This window comes from Pseudomonas sp. H3_E04 (assembly GCF_054668915.1).
Genome location: NZ_CP162797.1, coordinates 3027668 through 3050285 on the forward strand (window position 1 = coordinate 3027668; position 22618 = coordinate 3050285).

13 protein-coding genes are annotated in these 22618 nt (G+C 60.5%); 9 read left to right on the forward strand and 4 right to left on the reverse strand.

Features of this window, described 5'->3' with window-relative positions; translation table 11 throughout:
* Positions 1–147 precede the first annotated feature (147 nt).
* The 7 genes from AB4N53_RS13590 to AB4N53_RS13620 all read left to right on the forward strand — a co-directional run bounded on the left by AB4N53_RS13590 (position 148) and on the right by AB4N53_RS13620 (position 15691).
* On the forward strand, positions 148–4620 hold the full coding sequence (locus AB4N53_RS13590) for a SpvB/TcaC N-terminal domain-containing protein (RefSeq protein WP_460121069.1): 4473 nt from the start codon (positions 148–150) through the stop codon (positions 4618–4620).
* Positions 4617–7400 (forward strand): RHS repeat domain-containing protein, encoded by a 2784-nt coding sequence (locus AB4N53_RS13595; protein WP_460121071.1) that lies wholly within the window; start codon positions 4617–4619, stop codon positions 7398–7400. The genes AB4N53_RS13590 and AB4N53_RS13595 overlap by 4 nt, the downstream gene beginning before the upstream one ends.
* On the forward strand, positions 7393–10035 hold the full coding sequence (locus AB4N53_RS13600) for an RHS repeat domain-containing protein (RefSeq protein WP_460121073.1): 2643 nt from the start codon (positions 7393–7395) through the stop codon (positions 10033–10035). The genes AB4N53_RS13595 and AB4N53_RS13600 overlap by 8 nt, the downstream gene beginning before the upstream one ends.
* Before the next feature lie 84 nt (positions 10036–10119).
* Entirely contained in the window at positions 10120–11880 is a 1761-nt protein-coding gene (locus AB4N53_RS13605; RefSeq protein ID WP_460121075.1) for an ATP-binding protein, read from the forward strand.
* Positions 11880–13211, forward strand: coding sequence for a sigma-54-dependent transcriptional regulator (locus AB4N53_RS13610; protein ID WP_460121077.1), 1332 nt, complete (start codon positions 11880–11882; stop codon positions 13209–13211). Before AB4N53_RS13605 ends, AB4N53_RS13610 begins: the two co-directional genes overlap by 1 nt.
* Positions 13212–13531: 320 nt before the next feature.
* Complete coding sequence (locus tag AB4N53_RS13615) at positions 13532–14851, forward strand: MFS transporter (protein WP_024014128.1); 1320 nt, start codon at positions 13532–13534, stop codon at positions 14849–14851.
* Between the two features lie 210 nt (positions 14852–15061).
* Entirely contained in the window at positions 15062–15691 is a 630-nt protein-coding gene (locus AB4N53_RS13620; protein WP_460121079.1) for a flavin reductase family protein, read from the forward strand.
* Here the strand turns inward: AB4N53_RS13620 and AB4N53_RS13625 are convergent, their stop codons facing one another.
* Positions 15692–15934, reverse strand: coding sequence for a hypothetical protein (locus AB4N53_RS13625; RefSeq protein WP_039758265.1), 243 nt, complete (start codon positions 15932–15934; stop codon positions 15692–15694). It abuts the gene before it with no gap.
* Between the two features lie 43 nt (positions 15935–15977).
* The gene (locus tag AB4N53_RS13630; RefSeq protein WP_434766541.1) at positions 15978–16331 is read right to left on the reverse strand and encodes a putative quinol monooxygenase; all 354 of its coding nucleotides are present in this window, start codon (positions 16329–16331) and stop codon (positions 15978–15980) included.
* A 368-nt stretch (positions 16332–16699) separates the two neighbouring features.
* Here AB4N53_RS13630 and AB4N53_RS13635 point away from each other — a divergent pair, with 368 nt between their 5' ends.
* Positions 16700–17629, forward strand: coding sequence for an AraC family transcriptional regulator (locus AB4N53_RS13635; protein WP_042607330.1), 930 nt, complete (start codon positions 16700–16702; stop codon positions 17627–17629).
* A 778-nt stretch (positions 17630–18407) separates the two neighbouring features.
* Here AB4N53_RS13635 and AB4N53_RS13640 read toward each other — a convergent pair.
* On the reverse strand, positions 18408–19856 hold the full coding sequence (locus AB4N53_RS13640; RefSeq protein WP_460125457.1) for an aldehyde dehydrogenase family protein: 1449 nt from the start codon (positions 19854–19856) through the stop codon (positions 18408–18410).
* A complete protein-coding gene (locus AB4N53_RS13645; RefSeq protein ID WP_460121082.1) occupies positions 19856–21493 on the reverse strand; it encodes a 5-guanidino-2-oxopentanoate decarboxylase in 1638 nt (545 codons plus the stop codon). Before AB4N53_RS13645 ends, AB4N53_RS13640 begins: the two co-directional genes overlap by 1 nt.
* A 227-nt stretch (positions 21494–21720) precedes the next feature.
* Here AB4N53_RS13645 and AB4N53_RS13650 point away from each other — a divergent pair, with 227 nt between their 5' ends.
* Positions 21721–22602 carry a LysR substrate-binding domain-containing protein gene (locus tag AB4N53_RS13650; protein ID WP_460121084.1) on the forward strand — a complete coding sequence of 294 codons (882 nt, stop codon included), beginning with the start codon at positions 21721–21723 and terminating at the stop codon, positions 22600–22602.
* Positions 22603–22618: the final 16 nt, after the last annotated feature.

The following is a 22618-nucleotide window of genomic DNA, read 5'->3' on the forward strand; positions in this document are numbered from 1 at the left end:
TTTTTGTTGGTTAATACCGTTAGCGATAAACAAACGCCCCATGCACAGAAAATGATCTTGCGCACCTGTCAGATCTGACAGGTCCATCTTCCGAGCGTTTTTGTTAGCGTCATTCCATGAAAGCCCCTCTGCGCGAATGGAATCGACATGCCCGATCAAGACCTGAGCATCACCGCCCCGTCCATCGCCAAGAGCTCATCGATCGCGACTGTCGGCAAGAGCTGGAGCGCGGTGGGCCCTACGGGCACAGCCGGGGTTGAACTGCCGATCCCGACCGCTGGCCGTGGCTATGACCCGCACATGCTCCTGTCATTCAGCAGCCAGAGCGGTAACAGTACGTTTGGCCTTGGCTGGAATCTGGCTGGACTGAGCCAGATCAGCCGACGTACCAACAAGGGCGTACCGCGCTACACCGAGCGCGACGAAATCATCGGCCACGACGGCGAAGTGTGGATGCCCGAGCTGGATGACGATGGCAACCTCAAGTCACGCAGCGAAACCACATACCGCGACCGGCCCATTCCGGAGCACACGGTGGTGTCTTACCGGGCGCGGATCGAAAGCGATTTTTCCCTGCGCGAATGCTGGCATCCGGCTGACGGTGGTGCGCCTTTCTGGCTGGTGCACGGCGCCGATGGCACATTGCATGTCTACGGCAAAACCGCCGCTTCACGCCGCGCCGACCCCGACGCCCCATTGCATATCAGCAACTGGCTGCTGTGCGAAAGCATGAACGCACAGGGCGAACACATCTGCTACGAGTACAAGCCCGACGATCAGCCCGAAGAACACGACCCGACTCACGACTACCGAGCCCAGCGTTATCTGCGACGGGTATGTCACGGCAACGCCACGGCGAGTGACCGCCTCTATAGCTGGGACTTCGACCGGCCGACGGATCTGCCATGGCATTTTCAACTGCTGTTCGATTACGGCGAACGCAGCAACTCCCTGACCCAGATCCCGACCTACGATGAAGCGACCCCCTGGCAGCTGCGACAGGACCGGTTTTCCACTTATGGTCAGGGTTTTGAACTGGGCACACGCAGGCTTTGCCAGCAGGTGCTGATGTTTCAGCACTTTCCCGAGGGCATCGCCGCAGAGGCAAGACTTGCACGGCGCCTGCTGCTGGAATACCGGCCGGTTCAGAACAAAGCTCAGTGGGCATACAGTCAGATCAGCGCTGCGCACTATCAGTCCTTTGACGCAGAAGGCAATGTCGAGCATTCACCGCCGGTGGAGTTCGAATACTTGCCCTTCGAAATCAATAAAACACCTGCGCGTCTGCTGGAAAACCAGAACCAACCCGGCATCGAAGACAGTGGGTTCTACCAATGCGTCGATCTGTATGGCGAGGGCGTTCCGGGCTTCCTCTGCCGCTACGACAACGCCTGGTATTACCGTGAACCGTTACGCGCAGAACCCGGCACCGACCGGATCGGTTACGGCCCATGGACCTTGCTGGAGAAGATTGCGCTTGCAGATCGTAACCGGGCCGTGGCGCAACTGCTCGACCTGACCGGTGACGGACGCCTGGATCTGATCATTGCCCGATTGGGTTATTGTGGATTTCATGCGTTGAATGCACAGCGCCAATTCGAGTTGTTTACCGCTTTCGATAAATTCCCCAGGGAACATCGGGATCTGGCCTTGACCATGGGAGATTTTTGCGGCGACGGCTTGATGTCAGCGGCCACTATCAGTCCCCATCGGGTGCGTCTTTATGCCAGCCTGCGGGAAAAAGGCTTCGCGGCGGCACAGGAAATCCCCCACGAATATGATGACGACCGTCTGCCGGTCTTCAGCGATTCGCCCACTGAACTGGTGTTACTGGGTAACCTGCTCGGCAGCGACATGCCCGAACTGTGCCGCATCCGCCACGACGAGATGCGCTGCTGGCCTAATCTTGGGCATGGCAAATTCGGCAAAGGGCGCAAGATCAGCGACCTGCCGTTCACCTACGAAGAATTCGACGCCTCGCGAGTGCGTTTCGCCGATCTCGACGGTTCCGGCGCGCCGGCGCTGATCTATCTGAAATCCACGGCATTCGAGATCTATCTGAACCGTGGCGGCAACGGTCTGGAGCAAACTCCTGTCAGCGTAGCGTGGCCGGAAGGGGTGCGTTATGACCCCTTGTGCCAGGTCAGTTTCGCCGACCTGCAAGGGCTCGGTTGTGCCAGCCTGGTTCTGACGGTACCGCATATGAAGCCAAGGCACTGGCGCTACGATTTCGTTGCGAACAAGCCTTATCTGCTGGCCAGCAGCAATAACAATATGGGCTGCTGCTCCAGCGTGACTTATCGCAGCTCGGCACAGGAATGGCTGGATGAAAAGGCCCGTCTTCTGACGCTGGGGCGCGCCCCGGTGTGTCATTTGCCGTTTCCGCTGGCCGTGGTGAAAAAGCAGGAGCAGCACGATGAGATCACCGATGTCCGGTTGACCCAGTTATTTGAATGGCGAGAGGGATTTTACGACGGCAGGGAACGCGAATTTCGCGGCTTCGGCTACTTGCAGCAACTCGATTGCGAAAGGCCCACGGGGCCTTCAGAGCCTGGCTTCAGCGAGCCGGCGCAGACCCGTATCTGGTTTCATAACGGGCAAGACATGAATCGCCCGCGCGATGATTATTTCAGCGCGGACGTGGATGCTTGTCCGTTGGGCGAAACCCTGTTCAGTCGTTACCACCCCAAAGGTGAAGTCGATGAACCCATCACCCCGGAGGATCCCGACAGTCGCTATCGGATCGCGCAGGCACTGGTCGGCTCGGTGGCTCGCACGGAAACCTCTGCCTACCTGGCCGACACCCGGGCACCCGGCATTCCTCAGCTGTACTCGGTACAGGAAACACGCTATCTGGTGCGCGAAGTGCAGCCTCGGGGGCAGTACGCAGCAGCCGTTCTGCTGCCGCTGCAGGTGGAACACATCAGCTACCAATACGACGGATTTATCAACGACCCGCTGTGCCGCCATGACGTGACTTTGCGCTGGGACGCTTATGGTGCCGTGGCCCACGCACTGTCGGTGAGCTACGCGCGACGGCTGACGGCTGACAGTCCGCCGCCCTTCACCGAGGACCACTTGAATCAATGGTGGAGCGACGCCCATGACGACGCGCAGCAATGGTTTTACCTCAGTGAAACCCGTGCGCGCCTGATCCACCTGACCGGGCCGCAGCAGTGGCGATTGGGTCTGCCTTACCAGGAACGGAGCAATGCGCTGAAATTGCGCAAAGGTACCTTGCCCATAGGGCTGACCCCCGCTCAGGTGTCCTTGGAAACGCTGCGAGCGCATCAGGATTCACCGCAATGGAATGACGAACGGGTCCTGACGTCGCAATCCGTGCAGCGCTATGTGGACACGGAAGGTCAGGAACTGGGCGACGGCGTTGCCGGTTTCGAAGCTTTGAAACATTCCCTCGAGCTTGCGCTATTGGACAAGACCGCGCTGGACGCTTACAGCATTGTGCCGGAGTTCAATATCGCTGCAGCCCTGGTGGAGATTGGCTACAGAGACATGCAGCCGATGTTCGAGGCAGTGCCAAGCGCAGAAAAAAACCTCTGGTCAGCGCGGTTCAACTTTGCCCGGTATGGCAACCTTCAGGCGTTCTACAAAGTCCTTGAGTTCAACGAAACGCAAAGCCATGGCGTGACCAAAGCCGAGTACGATCAACACTACCTGGCGATCGTTCGCATGGAGTTGCCCGACGGTTGTACTACTCGCGTGGCGGAGTTCGATTACCACGCACTCAAACCCAAGCGACTCATCGACGCCAATGAAAATATCGAAGAAGTCATCTACGAACCGTCAGGTCAGCCGCTGGTCACCAGTTTCCACGGTACGGAAAACGGTGAAGACGCCGGATTCCATGAGTTGACCTGCTGGACATTACCGGACACCAGTGCGGAATACGCCATCGCGAATCCCTATCCAACCGTACAAAGAGCAGCGAGTACTCTGCACAAGAACCTGTTCAGCTGGATGGGCCGGATCCCCGCCTCCACCCTTCAAAGCCAATCGATCAGGCAAGGCGACCTGTTGCCCGGTGGACACATACGCGCCAGCGCACGGCGGCGCCTGGCCAGAGACAAAGACCTGACACCCGACGATCAGCTGTTGCTCAAGGCTATCGAAGCTGCATATCGCGAACCCATACACACCGTGGTGCTCAGTGCTGACCGCTACCCCGACGACCCCGACCTGCAGATCCAGATTGTCAAAACCTGCGTCGACGGCTTCGGTCGTATCCTGCAAACCCTGCAAGAGGTTGACCCGGGGCTGGCCTACACCGTAGACGAAAACGGTGAGTTGCTTATCGAAGAGGGCGAGCAGATGGCGCAGAGGCGCTGGCGTATCAGCGAACGTGTCGAATACAACAATAAGGGTCTGCCGATACGCCAGTACCGACCGTTTTTCGCCAATACGCACCGGTACGTCAATCAATCAGTGCGCAAGCTCGGACTGTTCGACCAGCTTTTTTATGACGCGCCGGGGCGTCTGATCAAGCTGATCAACGCCAAAGCGGACTTTGCCTGCACGACGTGTCATCCCTGGTTCACCATCAGCGAGGACTTCAACGACACGGCCGAAGAGGTGGTGGCTTCGAGTGAGTCGGGCGCATGACCGCCTCCTTGCATTGGCGCACCCCAGCCCTGGCGGTGATTGACGGCCGAGGCCTGCCGATCCGTCAGGTCGCTTATTTGCGCTCTGCCGCAGATGACACAGCGCACGCTATCGTGACCGCTCAACAGCACGATGTGGCCGGGCGTCTGGTGGCACAGCACGATCCGCGCTTGCCGGTTGCCAACGCCACCACCGTCAGCGCACTGAACGGAGATGCGCTATTCACTGACAGCGTCGATGGCGGATGGCGCCTGATATTGCCGGGGCTGGCCGGTGAACCGCGCCAGCGTTGGGACGCACGCGGCCATCACTGGCAATCGACCTTCGACAATCAACTGCGCGTGGTCCAACTGCAGGTCACGGGAAACGGTGAGCATCAGGTCGACACTTTCACTTATGCCGATGGTACCGTCAGCGCCAGCCACAACCTGCGCGGCCAGTTGATCGAACAAAGTGACAGTTCAGGGTCACTGGGGATATCCAGCCATGCCCTCGCCGGCCAGTCATTGATCGAAACCCGTACCTTTCATGACGGCGCAGCATTTACCAGCCAGCAGGTATTCAGCCCGCTGGGCGCTCTGCTGGAGCAGGTCGACGCCGGCGGACATCGCAGACAATTGCGCTATGGCCTCGCCGGACAGCTGCGACAGGTGGATCTGTGGATCGATGGCAAAGTGCGCAAACCGGTGCTGCTGGACGCACACTACAACGCCAGTGACCAGGTCATCGAGCAAGTGGCCGGTAACGGTGTGCTCAGCCATTGGACCTACGACCCGGGCGATGGCCGCCTGCATACCCGGATCAGTCAGACCCCGGCAAAGTCCCGCCTGCAGGACCTGGAATATTTCTACGACCGTGTCGGCAATGTCATCCGCATCGAGGATCACGCCTTCAAGCCATCCTGGTTCGCCAACCAGCGGGTCGATGGCCATCGCGAATTCAGCTACGACTCGCTGTACCGTCTGATTCGCGCCACCGGTTACGACGACGCTCCGCCTGCGCAGATTCCTGGATTGCCGGCTGCGAGCGACCCGAGAAACCGCCTCAATTACATCCAGACCTTCATCTACGACGACGGCGGTAACCTGCTCAAGTTGATCCATGTACGTGAGGGCAACACATATACGCGGCAAATGTTCGTCGATTCCCACAGCAATCGCGCTGCGCGCTGGAAACCGGGTGATGCGGATCCGGACTTCGACGCCTTGTTTGACCTTCACGGCAATCAGCGGGATCTGAAGCAAGGGCCATCGTTGCAATGGAACGCCCGGGACGAGTTGCAAAGCGTCAGCCTGGTCATGCGCAAGGACAGGGACGACGACGCCGAACATTATCGTTACAGCCAGGGCCGGCGAGTGTTCAAACGTCACGAATGGCTTACTGACAACACGCGGCATTTCCATCAGGTCCGCTACCTGCCGGGCCTTGAAATTCGCAGCAAAGACAATGGCGAAGAACTGCACATCGTCAGCGCGGGTGATGCACGTTGCCTGCATTGGGTAACAACGCCCCCCACTACTAACGACCAACTGCGCTACAGCCTGCAAGACCATCTGGGTTCGAGTGTCATGGAGCTGGATGAAGACCTGACCGTCACCAGCGAAGAAGGCTATTACCCGTTCGGCGAAACCGCATGGATGAGGCCGGAATCGGAAACCGAGTACCGCTTCATCCGTTATTCCGGCAAGGAAATGGATGTCAGCGGTTTGTATTATTACGGCGCCCGTTATTACGCGCCGTGGCTGCAACGTTGGGTCAGTACGGACGCCGAGCAGGCGGACGGCCTGAATTTGTACGCATTCGTGGGAAACAACCCGATCCGCTTCGTCGATCCGGACGGCAACAAGCGGGCAGAGGGTGTGATCATGCTCTATTCGGCGTTTGCATCCGCGGTGGAGGGGCACGCTGAAGAAGTACTGGGACAATTGCACAACATCATCCATCAGGATGTTGCGATGAACATGGCGATGAATCTGGCCGGAGAAGTCGTCCGAGGCGTTCTCGGCTATGAGGGTGGCTCCCTGGGTGGTGTGCAACTGGACACCATGCTTCCCGTCCTGGAGGTGTCAGCGAACGTGTTGAAACCCTCAGGCTTGATCGGCGGCAATATCGGTGGGGATGTCGCCGGAGCGATTGTCGAACCGCTGGCAAACCACGTCGGCCTGCGCGTCGGGCCATTGATACCGCAGACCTCGCAGATGTCCGTGAGCGCGATTGATGAAAGGCTGGGAATCCAGGCGCCGGTCAAGGAGATCAACTCGTGGAAAGACTTCAAGGGCGAGGTGCTCCATCCGGCACTCGACGCGGTTTTCAACCCGTTATTCATAATGAACAGGGTGTTCGGATCGGTAATCGGCATCATTCCCGGCGCGCTCAATATGGGAAGTCGGGCGCAGGAAGCGCAAGACATCAAGAACCGGCTCGACCCGGTGAAGATTGAAAAGATCGAAAAAATGCTCGGCGACTGGAAAGCCGCCATCGAACAACGGTCGGCGTGGGCGGAGAATGCCTTCGATGCACTGGGCGTCGACAGTGTTTCGCCCGCCAATGTGCTGCCGAATGTCAATGGCAATACGTCCAGCGAAACGCTGTCCACCATCACGCGCTCAGGCCTGCAACAGAAAAACCGAACCGTGCTTGCGCACATCGCGCGTGCTCAGGCCGGCCTGGCGTATTACAAAGCGATGGGTACGACGGACAACCAATACCTGGCAACGCAACGGCATCTGGCGTCGAAAAAAAGCGGTAGCCCATTGCTTGGCAGGTTCAAGAATGGGTGATGAATCCATGCATGCGCACACGCCGTCCTTGGCCGCCACGGACGGCCGAGGCTTGCCTGTCCGGCAGGTGGCTTATCTGCGCAACGTGGTTGGTGCCCCTCCCAAAGCGCTCGTGACTCGCCATCAATACGATCTGGCCGGGCGTCTGGCGACGCAGCAGGATCCGCGTTTGAGCGTTGCCAACGTCAGCACCGTTTACGCGCTGAACGGCGATGCGCTGTATACCGACAGTGTCGACAGCGGCCAGCGTCTGGTGCTGCAAGGACCGGCCGGCGAGCCAGTGCAGCGATGGGACGGCCGCGACCAGCACTGGCAGGCGTGGTTCGACAAGCAGCTGCGCGTGGTGAAGCTTGAGATGTCCGGTAACGACAAGACCCAGGTCGATACCTTCATTTACGCCGACGGTTCTGCCGATGCAGGTTACAACTGCCGTGGCCAGTTGATCCAGCAGACAGATGCCTCAGGTTCGTTCGAAGTGGTCAGTTACACCCTTACCGGCCAGGCACTGGAAGAGACCCGCCGCTTTCACGACGGCGCGTCTTTTGCCAGTCATCAGGTATTCAGCCCGCTCGGCGCCATGCTCGAGCAGACCGACGCCGGCGGGCATTGTCGGCAATCGCGCTACGGCGTCGCAGGACAGCTTCAGGCAGTGGATCTGCTGATCGGCGGCACAGAACGGCACCACGTGTTGCTGGCCGTACACTACGACGCCAATGGTCAGATCATCAAGCAACAGGACGGCAACGGTGTGCTCAACGAATGGACTTACGATCCAGGCAATGGACGCTTGCGCAGCCGAACCAGTCATAAGCCCGGCCGACCCGGACTGCAGGATCTGGAATATTTCTACGACCGCGTCGGCAATATCACCCGCATCGAAGACCACGCCTTCGAACCCGTCTGGTTCGCCAATCAGCGGGTCGACGGGCACCGTGAATTCAGCTACGACTCCTTGTACCGGTTGATCCGCGCCACCGGCCATGACGATGCCCTGCCCCCGGACATCCCCGGCCTGCCGCAGCCACCAGACGAACGAAACCGCCTCAATTACACCCAGGCGTATACCTACGACGACGGTGGCAACCTGACCGAACTGCGTCATCAGCGCGACGGCAATAGTCGCACCCGAACGCTGTCCATCGACGCCAAAAGCAATCGCGGTGTGCGCTGGCAAACAGGCGACGAGCCGCCGGACTTCGGCACCTGGTTCGACCCGCACGGCAATCAACGCAGGCTGCACCACGGTCCGTCATTGCACTGGAACGGCCGCGACGAGCTGGAACATATCGATCTGGTCCTGCGCAAGGACAGCGCCAACGACGCTGAACACTACCGATACAGCCAAGGCGTGCGGGTGTTCAAGCGTCACGAAACCTTCGCTCCCGGTGCCAATCACTTCCATCAGGTGCGTTATCTGCCCGGCCTGGAAATCCGCACCAGAGACAACGGCGAAGAACTGCACGTCATCAGCCTCGGCAACGCACGCTGCCTGCATTGGGTAACGACTTCACCTGTCGCCAACAACCAACTGCGCTACACCCTCCAGGACCATCTCGGCTCTTGCGTGATGGAGCTTGATGAAAAGGCTGACGTCACCAGCGCAGAAGGCTATTACCCGTTCGGCGAAACCGCATGGATGAAGCCGGAATCGGAAACCGTGTATCGCTTCATCCGCTACTCCGGCAAGGAGATGGATGTCAGCGGTTTGTATTACTACGGCGCCCGTTATTACGCACCGTGGTTACAGCGCTGGGTCAGTGCGGATCCGGCGGGGGATGTGGACGGTTTGAATCTGTATGGTTTTGTCGGTAACAACCCGATCGTCCATGTCGACCAGACCGGTGCCTTCAAAGTCGTGTTTGACCTGATCAGAAAAGCGGTGGGTATCTTTGATCAAGCACAAACTGCGGCGGAGCAATTGCACAACCTGACCACCGAGTTCGATGGCCTGATTCCTGAAGGCCAGAACATCGAGGCGGTGCGCAAAAGCATGACGTTCGGCAAATTCATCACCTCCCGAGCCGGCATCAAATCGGTGTTTTACGGTATCGGCAAAGGCATCGCCATCGGCAGTGTCATCGGCACCGTGGTACCCGGAATCGGCAACGCCATCGGTTCCGGCGCAGGGGCAATCGCGGGGGCAATAGTGTTTCCGGTATTGCGTTACCACTTTTTCAAGAAAGGCTTGAAAGCAGCGCAGACGCTGCACACCCAAGAGCTCAAGGACGGGCTGAAAACGCTGGGCGACGGCGCTGCAAAAGCCGTCGACGGCGCGGGGGCTCTTCTCGATGGAGGCGCTGCGCTTATCGACAGCATCAAGACCTTCACGGATAACCTCAACAGCTACTCCGAGCACATCCAGAAGATGTTCTATGCCCAACTGGACGCACTGGATGCAGAACAACAGCGCCAGGTCATGAAGCTGTCCAGGAATGGTGTAGACCCGTTCGAGGCTATCGACAAGGTCATGCAAACCGCACAGGCAATTATCGAAGCGCCGAGCGAGGCGCAAGGCGTGACTGAACGCCTGCAGCAACTGGAGCGCTCGCTCGCTGCCGAACCTCGCGGCAGACCGGTGCCGAAGCCGAGGTTGAATCTTGTGCATCGACGTCAGGTACAGGAGACAGCTGTTTAGCAGACACGGCCGGCGTGAACAGCACGCCGGGCCACCTCGGCCCATGCTATCGTGCCCGCCCGTTCTGCCGACCCAGCACCGAGCATGTTGCCGACTTCCCGTACCCTGCGTCTGTCGTTGTATTCCCTGCTGATCATCGCCGGCACGGGCGTGGCCGCGACGTTCGCCATGCACCATGCCGAGCGTCAGGCGCTGGAAGAAGACGCCGCCCGCGCCAATCAGCAACTGGGGCTTTACGCCAACTCCTTGCACACGCTGATCGACCGCTACCGCGCGCTGCCCGCCGTGCTGGCGCTGGATCCGCAATTGCGTTCTGCCCTGGCCGGCCCGGTCGATGCTGCGCAGCAAGCGGCACTGAATCTGAAGCTGGAAAAGATCAACGGTGCGGCGCAGTCCTCGACCCTTGAACTGCTCGATCGCACCGGTCTGGCCGTGGCCGCCAGCAACTGGCGCTTGCCCAGCAGTTACGTCGGGCACAACTACGGTTTTCGTCCTTACTTCAGCCAGACCCGCACCCAAGGCACCGGGCGTTTTTACGCGGTAGGCGTGACCAGTGGCATTCCCGGTTACTTCCTTTCCAGCGCAGTGCTCGGGGACAACGAAGAGTTCCTCGGCGCAATGGTGGTCAAACTGGAATTCCCGGAGCTGGAACGCGAATGGAGCCAGGGCAGCGATACGCTGCTGGTCAGCGATGCGCGCGGGATCATCTTCATTGCCAATCAGCCGGGCTGGCGTTATCGCGCCTTGCGGCCGTTGAGCGCCAGCGACCTGGCCGAGATCAAATCCACGCGCCAGTACGACAAGCAATCGTTGGTACCGCTGACCCATTTGCCGTTGCGTCGCTTCGATGAAAACAGTGATCTGCGCCGGGTCGAAGGCCCGGACGGCACTGCCGACTATCTTTGGGAATCGCTACCACTGACGACCGAGGGCTGGACGCTGCACCTGCTGCGCCGCCCGCAAGTCGCCTTCGAAGATTTGCGCAACGCCGCGCTGGCCGCCGCCGGGGTGTGGCTGGCGCTGGTGTTCCTGTTGCTGTTCCTCAATCAGCGCTGGCGGCTGGCCAAGGTCCGTCAGCGCAACCGCGAAGAGCTGGAACGCTTAGTGGAGGAGCGCACTCGCGACTTGCGCACCGCTCAGGAAAGTCTGGTGCAATCGGCCAAACTCGCCGCGCTGGGGCAGATGTCTGCCGCGCTGGCCCACGAAATCAATCAACCGCTGACCGCCCAGCGTATGCAACTGGCAACCTTGCGCCTGCTGCTCGAACATGGCCGCGTCGATGACGCGTACAAGGCGCTGAAACCGGTGGACGACATGCTCACGCGCATGGCCGCCCTCACCGGCCACCTCAAGACCTTCGCGCGTAAAAGCCCGAGCGGCTTGCGCGAACGTCTCGACCTGGCAACGGTGATCGATCAATCGCTGCAACTGCTCGATGCGCGCCTGCGTGACGAGCAAGTCAGCCTTGTGTTGCATCTGGCGCGTCCGGCGTGGGTGCGGGGTGATGCGATTCGTCTGGAACAGGTGTTGATCAATCTGCTGCGCAATGCGCTGGACGCGATGCAGGGCAAAGCCTGCAAGCGCCTGGAAATCCGTCTCGAGGCGGATGAGCAATTGTGGCGGCTCAGCGTCAGCGACAACGGCGGCGGCATTGCCGAGGAGCAACTGGGCCAGGTGTTCGATCCGTTCTTCACCACCAAACCGGTAGGTGACGGCCTGGGCCTGGGGCTGGCGGTATCCTTCGCCATCGTGCATGAATCCGGCGGCCGCCTGAGCGTCGAGAATGGCGACCACGGCGCGGTGTTCAGCCTGACCCTGCCAATCGATCTGGAGGCACACATCTGATGCTCAATTCGGTAATGGTGGTCGACGACGAAAGCAGCATTCGCAACGCCGTTGAACAGTGGCTGAGCCTGTCTGGGTTTCAGGTGCAACTGTTCAGTCGCGCAGAAGAATGCCTCGCCGCGCTCCCGGAACACTTTACCGGGGTGATCCTCAGCGACGTGCGCATGCCCGGCATGGACGGTTTGCAATTGCTCGCGCAAGTGCAACAGCGCGATGCCGATCTGCCGGTGATTCTGCTCACTGGCCATGGCGACGTGCCGATGGCGGTCGAGGCGATGCGCGACGGCGCCTACGATTTTCTGGAAAAACCGTTCAGCCCGGAGACCCTGCTCGGCAGCCTGCGCCGGGCGCTGGACAAACGCCGCCTGGTCCTGGAAAACCGCGCCCTGCACGAACTCGCCGACAACCGCGCGAAGCTGGATGCGACGTTGCTGGGCGTATCCCGTGGCTTGCAAACGTTGCGTCGGCAAGTGCTGGATCTGGCGACGTTGCCGGTCAACGTGCTGATCCGTGGCGAAACCGGCAGCGGCAAGGAACTGGTCGCGCGCTGCCTGCATGATTTCGGCCCGCGCGCCGGCAAACCGTTCGTGGCGCTGAACTGCGCGGCGATCCCGGAGCAACTGTTCGAGGCCGAGCTGTTCGGCCATGAGAGCGGCGCGTTTACCGGTGCCTCCGGCAAGCGCATCGGCAAACTGGAATATGCCGATGGCGGCACTTTGTTTCTCGACGAGATCGAAAGCATGCCGCTGGCCCAGCAGGTGAAACTGCTGCGGGTCTTGCAGGAGCAAAAACTTGAACGGCTGGGATCGAACCAGAGCATTCGCGTCGATTTGCGGATTGTCGCGGCGACCAAACCGGACCTGCTCGACGAAGCCCGTGCCGGGCGTTTTCGTGAGGATCTCGCTTATCGCCTGAACGTCGCCGAACTGCGTTTGCCGCCGCTGCGTGATCGCCGCGAAGACATTCCATTGCTGTTCGAAACCTTTGCCCAGAACGCCGCCCAGCGTCTGGGCCGGACCTTTGCGCCGTTGACCGGCGCGCAGCTGAGTCACCTGCTCAGTCATGACTGGCCAGGCAACGTACGCGAACTGGCCAACGTCGCCGAGCGTCAGGTGTTGGGCCTGGATGAGCCAGTGGCGGCGATTGATCCGGGTCAGTCGCTGGCGGCCCAGCAGGAAGCCTTCGAAGCGCAATGCCTGCGCGCGGCATTGACCCGGCACAAAGGTGATGTCAAAGCCGTGCTCGAAGAACTGCAACTGCCACGCCGCACGTTCAACGAAAAGATGCAGCGGCATGGGTTGAGTCGGGAGATGTTTGTTCAAGGCAGCTGACTTTGGCAGTGTTTGATCGGGCCTCTTCGCGGGCAAGCCCGCTCCCACAATGGTCGGTGGAGGTCACAAATTCAGGGTTCAGCACAAAACCCTGTGGGAGCGGGCTTGTCCGCGAAGGAGCCAGCGCAGGCAACAATGGCCGATCAACCTAATGAGCAATTTCCCGCTCACCACGACCCAGCCATAAGCGGATTTCCGCTCATTCGATCTCACCGGCCCCTCTAAACCGGCTCCCTCCCCGTTGGCACACCTCCTGCTATAGCCCTGGCAGGCTGCGTTCCGACGCGCTCCACAACAACAATTAAACGAAGGATCCTTCAATGGATAACTCCAACGCCCTGCCCCTTGGGTCGGCTGCCGTGCCGGCCAAACCAAGAACTACCGCCAGCCGGATCAAATCGATCTTCAGCGGCTCTGTCGGCAACATGGTCGAGTGGTACGACTGGTATGTGTATGCCGCCTTCTCCCTGTACTTCGCCAAAACCTTTTTCCCCGCCGGCTCCACCACCGCGCAACTGATGAACACCGCTGCGATCTTCGCCGTGGGCTTCCTGATGCGTCCGATCGGTGGCTGGCTGATGGGCATGTACGCCGACAAGGTCGGGCGCAAGAAAGCGTTGATGGCCTCGGTGTACCTGATGTGCTTCGGCTCGCTGCTGATCGCCCTGAGCCCGAACTATGAAACCATCGGCATCGGCGCGCCGATCCTGCTGGTATTCGCCCGTTTGCTGCAGGGCCTTTCGGTCGGCGGCGAGTACGGCACCTCGGCGACGTACCTGTCCGAGATGGCGACCAAGGAACGTCGCGGCTTCTTCTCGAGTTTCCAGTACGTGACCCTGATCTCCGGCCAGCTCATCGCCCTCGGCGTATTGATCGTGCTGCAGAACATGCTGACCACCGAACAGCTGTACGCGTGGGGCTGGCGTATTCCGTTCGCCATCGGTGCGCTGTGTGCAGTGGTGGCGCTGTACCTGCGTCGCGGCATGGAAGAAACCGAGTCGTTCACCAAGAAAGAAAAATCCAAGGAAAGCGCGATGCGCACCTTGATGCGTCATCCGAAAGAGCTGTTGACCGTGGTCGGCCTGACCATGGGCGGCACCCTGGCGTTCTACACCTACACCACCTACATGCAGAAATACCTGGTGAACACGGTCGGCATGAGCATCTCCGACTCGACCACCATTTCCGCCGCCACGCTGTTCCTGTTCATGTGCCTGCAACCGATCATCGGCGGCCTGTCGGACAAGATCGGCCGGCGTCCGATCCTGATCGCGTTCGGCGTGCTCGGTACGATCTTCACCGTACCGATCCTGATGACCCTGCACACCATCCAGACCTGGTGGGGCGCCTTCTTCCTGATCATGGCGGCGCTGATCATCGTCAGCGGCTACACCTCGATCAACGCGGTGGTCAAAGCCGAATTGTTCCCGACCGAAATCCGCGCCCTGGGCGTCGGCCTGCCGTACGCACTGACCGTATCGATCTTCGGCGGTACCGCCGAATACATCGCGCTGTGGTTCAAGAGCATCGGCATGGAAACCGGTTACTACTGGTACGTCACCGCGTGCATCGCCGTGTCGCTGCTGGTGTACATCACCATGAAAGACACCCAGAAGCACTCGCGGATCGTCACTGACTGATCGGACTGCATCGCTGGCAGGACACAAAATCCGTGTCCTGCGCCGAACCCGTAGGAGCCGCCGAAGGCTGCGATCTTTTGATCTTGAAAAAGACAAATCAAAAGATCGCAGCCTTCGGCAGCTCCTACAGGGTCTCGCGTCCGGGTGGCAATATGCGGTGGCTCCTTGCACTATGGCGGCATCCGAATGCAGCTCAGGAATCCGCTCTCCATGTCCGATGACATCCACTTCTACGAACCCGCCAATGGCCACGGCCTGCCTCACGATCCGTTCAACGCCATCGTCGGCCCGCGGCCCATCGGCTGGATTTCCTCGCAGGATGCCGAAGGCCGACTCAATCTCGCGCCCTACAGTTTCTTCAACGCCTTCAATTACGTGCCGCCGATCATTGGTTTTTCCAGCGTCGGGCGCAAAGACAGTCTGAACAACATCGAGCAGACGGGGGAGTTCGTCTGGAACCTCGCCACCCGCCCGTTGGCCGAGCAGATGAACCAGAGCTGCGCGATGGTCGCGCCTGAGGTCAACGAGTTTGAACTGGCGGGGCTGACGACCGTGCCGTCAAAGGTGATTTCGGTACCACGGGTCGCCGAAAGCCCGGTGTCCTTCGAGTGCAAAGTCACGCAGATCATCCAGCTGCAACGCGCCGATGGCGAAACGGTGCCGAGCTGGCTGATCCTCGGCGAGGTGGTCGCCGTGCACATCGCCAAATGGCTACTCAAGGACGGCATCTACGACACCGCCGCCGCACAACCGATTTTGCGCGGCGGCGGTCCTGCTGATTATTTCCAGCTGGGGCCTGAGGCTCTGTTCAAGATGTGGCGCCCCGGGGCGCAGAAATAATTACCAGATCAGCTCGGCGTCATCAGTGACGCCCTTGAGCTTGTCCAGCTCATTGATTGCCGCTTCATCGGCAGCGATGGCGCCGGGAAACACCTGCTCATCGAGCAATTTGTGAAAGCGTGGTGCGCCGCCATCGACCAGGGCCTTGACCGCGATGGCCGCGTAATAACCCTTGTTACCGCCCAGCTCAACGGGGACGACTGCGGAGACTGCTTCGAAGCGTTCAAACTCTTTACGTGCCATGTCGCGGATCCTGGCTCAATCAAATAAGCCGGACATTAAACCCTCAACCGGCAAGTTTGTGTATCGGCGCCGAACATTGACCGAGGGCCTGCGCGGCGGAAACGTCCCTGAAGGTGTGGAAGTCGAGGCTGTTGACCACCAGATCCTGGACCAGCTCGGCGAAGACTTCCATCGACGGACTATTGAAGTATGCAGTCATCATCTGCTGGCTGCTCCAGTAGCCGCTGACCAGCCACAGGTCGGTGTCGCATTGCGATTGTTGCAACGAGAAACTCAGGCAACCGGGCGCCGCGCGCGAGACCTCGATCAAAGCGCTCAGGCGCACACCGAGTTCCGCCGAGCGCCCGGCCTGGGCACGAACGAAGGCCATATGACTGACAGGCATCTGCTTGGACATGATCAACCCTCCATGAAATCGCGTGGCAGCCGGGGGACAGGCTGCGACTGGAGCAAAGATTAAGGGCCGGGGCGGCCGCGCCGTTAGTCGATTCCTGCCTTCGCGTTGCACAATCCTGCGAGACTTGCCAAAACCCCGGCCGCCAACGCTGCCCTGTAGGAGCTGCCGAAGGCTGCGATCTTTTGATCTGAAAAACAAAAATCAAAAGATCGCAGCCTTCGGCAGCTCCTACGACCGGGCGTCTCGGCGACGGCCGGAAACGGCGCGGTGCAGAATCAGGCAAGCATTAGGCAGAATGTGTCTACCGCCGTTGCTTGCACAAACATATGCTCTGCTGCATTCCCCCTCACTTGCCGAGGATGCCGTGCATGACGTCATTCGATCGTTTTCAAGCCGAACCCAGCGCCGACATGGAAAAGCAGCGTGCGGAGCTGGCGGCGATCATCCGCCGCAACACCAGCGACGATGGCAGCTACCAGACCGCCATCGGTTCGCTGGTGATGTCGCGCCACACCAAATCCCATGATTTCGCCCCGGTGCTCGCGCAGCCGGCGCTGTGCATCATGGCGCAGGGGCGAAAAGAGGTGCGCCTGGCCGACGAGTTCTTCAATTACGACCCGCTGAATTATCTGGTGGTGTCGGTTTCGATGCCGCTCAGCGGCCGCGTGGTCAACGTCTCGCCAGAGGAACCGATCCTCGCCGTGCGCCTGGACATCGACCCGACCGAAATCACCGCGCTGATCGCCGACGCCGGCCCGATGGGCGTACCGACGCGCCCGACCGGACGCGGTCTGTACGTGGAAAAAATCGACAGCGCCATGCTTGACGCCGTGCTGCGTCTGGCGCGGCTGCTGGACGCACCGAAAGACATCGCCATGCTCGCGCCGCTGATTCGCCGGGAGATTCTCTATCGCCTGCTGCGCAGCCCGCAGGGCCATCGTCTGTATGAAATTGCGATTGCCAACAGCCAGAGCCATCGCATCAGCCAGGCGATCAAATGGCTCAACGGCAACTTCGAGCAACCGCTGCGCATCGATGATCTGGCGCGGGAAGTGAACCTCAGCGTGTCGACCCTGCATCACCGTTTCAAGGCGATGACGGCGATGAGTCCGTTGCAGTACCAGAAGCAATTGCGCCTGCAAGAGGCGCGGCGGCTGATGCTGACCGAAGGCCTGGAAGCCTCGGCGGCGGGGTATCGGGTGGGCTATGAAAGTCCGTCGCAATTCAGCCGTGAGTACAGCCGACTGTTTGGCGCACCGCCGTTGCGGGATCTGGCGCGATTGCGGCTTTCGGTCTGATCCGGAATCTGAAGCGAGGCTTATGACGCTTTCGCGAGCAGGCTCGCTCCCACTGGGAAATGCATTCCAATGTGGGAGAGATCTGGCGCGGTTGCGGCTTTCAGTCTAATCCGGAATCTGAAGCGAGCCTTATGACGCTTTCGCGAGCAGGCTCGCTCCCACAGGGAAATGCATTCCAGTGCGGGAGAGATTTGGCGCGGTTGAGGCTTTCGGTCTGATCCGGAATCTGAAGCGAGGCTTATGACGCTTTCGCGAGCAGGCTCGCTCCCAGTGGGAAATGCATTCCAGTGTGGGAGAGATTTGGCGCGGTTGCGGCTTTCGGTCTGATCCGGAATCTGAAGCGAGGCTTATGACGCTTTCGCGTGCAGGCTCGCTCCCACAAGGAAATGCATTCCAGTGTGGGAGAGATTTGGCGCGGTTGCGGCTTTCAGTCTAATCCGGAATCTGAAGCGAGCCTTATGACGCTTTCGCGAGCAGGCTCGCTCCCACAGGGAAATGCATTCCAGTGTGGGAGAGATTTGGCACGGTTGCGGCTTTCGGTCTGATCCGGAATCTGAAGCGGGGCTTATGGCGCTTTCGCGAGCAGGCTCGCTCCCACAGGGAACTGCATTCCAGTGTGGGAGAGATTTGGCGCGGTTGCGGCTTTCAGTCTGATCCGGAATCTGAAGCGAGCCTTATGACGCTTTCGCGAGCAGGCTCGCTCCCACAGGGAAATGCATTCCAATGTGGGAGCGAGCCTGCTCGCGAAGAGGTCAGTCCAGGCGCTACATATCTATGATCAGACCGCGCGGATCACATGCTTGATCTCTTGAAACGCCGCCAACCCCCAAGGCCCCAGCTCGCGTCCAACACTGCTCTGCTTGTACCCTCCCCACGCCGCCTGCGGGAAGATCACCTGCGGCGCATTGATCCACACCAGCCCCGCCTGCAAAGCATTGGCCACGCGATCCGCCGCTGTGGCATCGCGCGTCACTACACTCGCGACCAGGCCGAACTGCGTGTCGTTGGCCAAGGCAATCGCTTCGGCCTCACTGGCAAAACCGCGCACACACACCACCGGGCCGAAAATCTCTTCGCGCCATAACCCGCTGTCCAGCGGCACATCAGTGAACACCGTCGGTTGCAGGAAATAACCGCGCGGCAAATCCGCCGGACGATTGCCGCCACAGAGCAAACGCGCCCCCGCACTCAGGCCGCGATCAATATGCCCAAGCACCCGCTGGTACTGCGCCTGATTGACCAGCGCGCCCATCTCCACTTCCGGGTCGAACGGATCGGCGACTCGAATCGCCTGCGCACGTTTTTGCAGACGCTGAAGAAATTCATCCATCAATTGCTCGGCGACCAGCACCCGACTGGTGGCCGAGCACATCTGCCCGGCGTTGAAGAACGCGCCGCCACAGGCCAGTTCCACCGCCAGTTGCAGATCGGCATCCGCCAGCACCAGCAACGACGATTTGCCACCCAGCTCAAGGCTCACACCCTTCACCGTTTCGGCAGCGCGTTGCATCACCTGCACGCCAACCGCATTGCTGCCAGTGAAGGAGATCTTGGCGATGCGAGGATCGGCCGACAACGGCGCGCCTACCGCCAGCCCGGTGCCGCAGACCAGATTGAACACGCCGTCGGGCAACCCGGATTCAGCGATGATCGCCGCCAGTTCCAGCTCCGGCAACGGCGTCACTTCGGAGGGTTTCAGCACCACGCAGCAACCGGCGGCGAGTGCTGGTGCCAGTTTCCACGCGGTGGTGACCATGGGGAAATTCCACGGCACGATCAGCCCGACCACGCCGCATGGCTCACGCCGCAAGCGTGCGCTGAAATCCTCGCTGGGCAGCGGCACGTTGCTGTCCTGACCGGCATCGAGGCCTTCGGCGAGTTCGGCGTAATAGTCGAAAGTGGCGATCACGTCATCGACATCGATGGCCGCTTCGAACTGCGGTTTGCCATTGTTGCTCGACTGCAGGTTCATCAAGTGTTCGCGACCGTTACGCACGCCGTTGGCGATATTGCGCAGGATCACCGCGCGCTCGGTGCCGGTGGTTTTCGACCAGCGTTTGAACGCCTCGGTCGCCGCGCTGATCGCTTGATCCACGGCTTGCTCGTCACCGCCGTTGACGGTGGTCAGCAGCGCTTCGGTAGCGGGGTTGATCACCCGTAGATGTTCGCGGCCCGACGACCATTGGCCATTGATGTAGAGGCCGTCGAGTGTGGTTGGGAAGCTGATCATTGGGCCACCGCCTGCATCCACTGGTTCTGGTCGATTTCAATCAGCGTCGGGCCTTGCCGGTCCGTCGCTTTACGCAGCGCTGCGCGCAATTCGTCGATGCTGCTGATGGCTTGCGCGGCGCAACCGAGGCCCTTGGCTACGGCAACGAAATCCGGGGTGTAGATGTCCACGCCGACCGGTTCGATGGCGCAGTTGACCATGTACTTTTTGATCTCTTCGTAACCCTGGTTATTCCACAGCAGGACGATCACCGGCACCCGTGCTTCAACGGCGCTGGCCAGTTCCGGCAGCGTGAACTGCAAGCCGCCGTCGCCGATCAGGCATACCACGGGCGGGCGCGCGCCGTTATCAAGTTGGCCGCCGAGCCACGCACCAATCGCCGCCGGCAACGCGTAGCCGAGGGTGCCGTAACCGGTGGATGCGTTGAACCAGCGACGTGGACGCTCGGGGTTGAAGGTGAGGTTGCCGGTGTACACCGGTTGCGTGGAATCGCCGACGAACACCGCTTCGGGCAATTCGTGCAACACGGTTTCGAGGAAACGCGTCTGCGCCAGCGTTGGCGCATCCCAGCTCGCGGCCAATTCATTACGCAGACGCGCGGCGCGAACCTGGCCCCAATCACTGCGGCGCTCGGCCAGCGGTTGGTGCGACAAGGCGCTGAGCAATGCTTGCGCGGCGTTGCGCGAATCAGCGACCAGTGCCACGTGCGGCGGGTAGTTGCGCACGGTCTGATCGGCATCGATGTCGATGCGCAGCAGCTTGCCGGGAATCTCAAAGCCGCCGGCAAACGTGACGTCGTAATCGGTCTCGGCCAGCTCGGTGCCGATCGCCAGCACCACATCGGCTTCAGCGACCAGTGCGCGAGTGGCGACCAGGCTTTGTGTCGAGCCGATCAACAACGGATGGCTGGTCGGCAGCGTGCCTTTGGCGTTGATGGTCAGCGCCACAGGAGCGTCGAGCAATTCGGCGAGTCGCGCCAGCTCCGGTGCCGCGTCGATAGCACCGCCGCCGGCAAGAATCAGAGGTCGTTGAGCAGCCGCGAGCAGTTCGCTCATGCGGTCCACGGCAGCCGGAGCGGCGCCGGCGCGGTCGATAGTCACCGGCACGCTGGCGAGCAATTCATCGGCCTCTTCCACCAATACGTCCAACGGAATTTCGATGTGCACCGGACGCGGTCGTCCGGCCTGGAACAGCGCGAAAGCGCGAGCCAGCACCACCGGCAGTTCGGCAGCGGACATCAGCGTGTGCGAGAACGCTGCGACGCCGCCGACCAGTGCGCTCTGGTTCGGCAGCTCATGCAACTTGCCGCGCCCACCACCCAGCTGACTGCGCGACTGCACGCTGGAGATCACCAGCATCGGAATCGAATCGGCGTAAGCCTGGCCCATGGCCGTGGTGATATTGGTCATGCCCGGGCCGGTGATGATGAAGCACACACCGGGCTTGCCGCTGGTGCGCGCGTAACCGTCAGCCATGAACCCGGCGCCCTGTTCGTGGCGAGGCGTAACGTGGTTGATGCTTGAACGGGCAAGGCCTCGATACAGCTCAACGGTGTGCACACCGGGAATGCCGAACACTTGCTCGACCCCGTAATTTTCCAACAGCCTGACCAGTACTTCGCCGCACGTTGCCATGTTGATTGCCCTTCATTCCCATAGACAGACACCGAACCCCTGTGGGAGCGAGCCTGCTCGCGAAAGCGCCAGATCAGTCAACATTGGTGTTGATGATGAAACCGTCTTCGCGAGCAGGCTCGCTCCCACAGGGTCCGTGGAGTGCCCATTGGAACGGCGCACACCTAGCAGCAACAATCGATTAAAAGTCATACTAGCCATGTCCTCACGTCATACCTCGGATCGCCATGAAACGCCTGCCACCCCTGCCCGCGCTGCACACGTTCTGGATCACCGCGCAATGCTGCAACTTCACCCGCGCCGCCGAGCAGTTGCACATCACTCAAGGCGCGGTGAGTCGGCAGATCGCCGGGCTGGAGGAACAGCTCGGTTATCCGTTGTTCATTCGTTTGGCCCGAGGGCTGGCGCTGACGGCCGAAGGACGTGAATGGCTACCGCAGGTGGAGAAGGTCTTCGGGCTGATCAGCGAGGCGGCCGAGCACATCGGCCGGACGCGACAAACCTTGCAACTCAAGGCGCCGAGCTGCGTGATGCGCTGGCTGCTACCGCGTCTGCTGCAATGGCAGAAGGAACGCCCGGACGTGCCGGTGAAACTGACGGCCTCGCTGCAACACGGTGTGGATTTTCAGCGCGAGCCCTTCGATGCCGCCGTAATCTACGGCCCGCCGCCTGACCATTCGCCAGGCGCGCTGCATCTGTTCGACGAGCAACTGACACCGGTCTGCTCGCCGCAATTGCTCAAAGGCTCCCCGGCGCTCAATTCACCCAGGGATTTGCAGAATCATCTGTTGTTGCACCCGACCCACGACATTCAGGACTGGTCGGTATGGCTCGATGCAGCAGGATTGCGACTGGGCAACCTTGGCAGCGGGCAGCATTTCGAAACGCTGGATCAGGCGATGTCGATGGCCTCGCACGGCACGGGGGTGGCGATCGGGGACTGGTCGCTGATTGGTGATGATCTGGACGCCGGGCGGCTGGTGATGCCGTTTGAATTGAAGGTGAAGACGGGGCTGGCGTATTACGTGGTGGTGCCGCAGGGCGCGGAACCTTGCGCGGCTCTTCAGCAATTGATGGACTGGTTGGTCGAACAGGCCTGGTCTCGCTGAAAATCTACACTGGCCT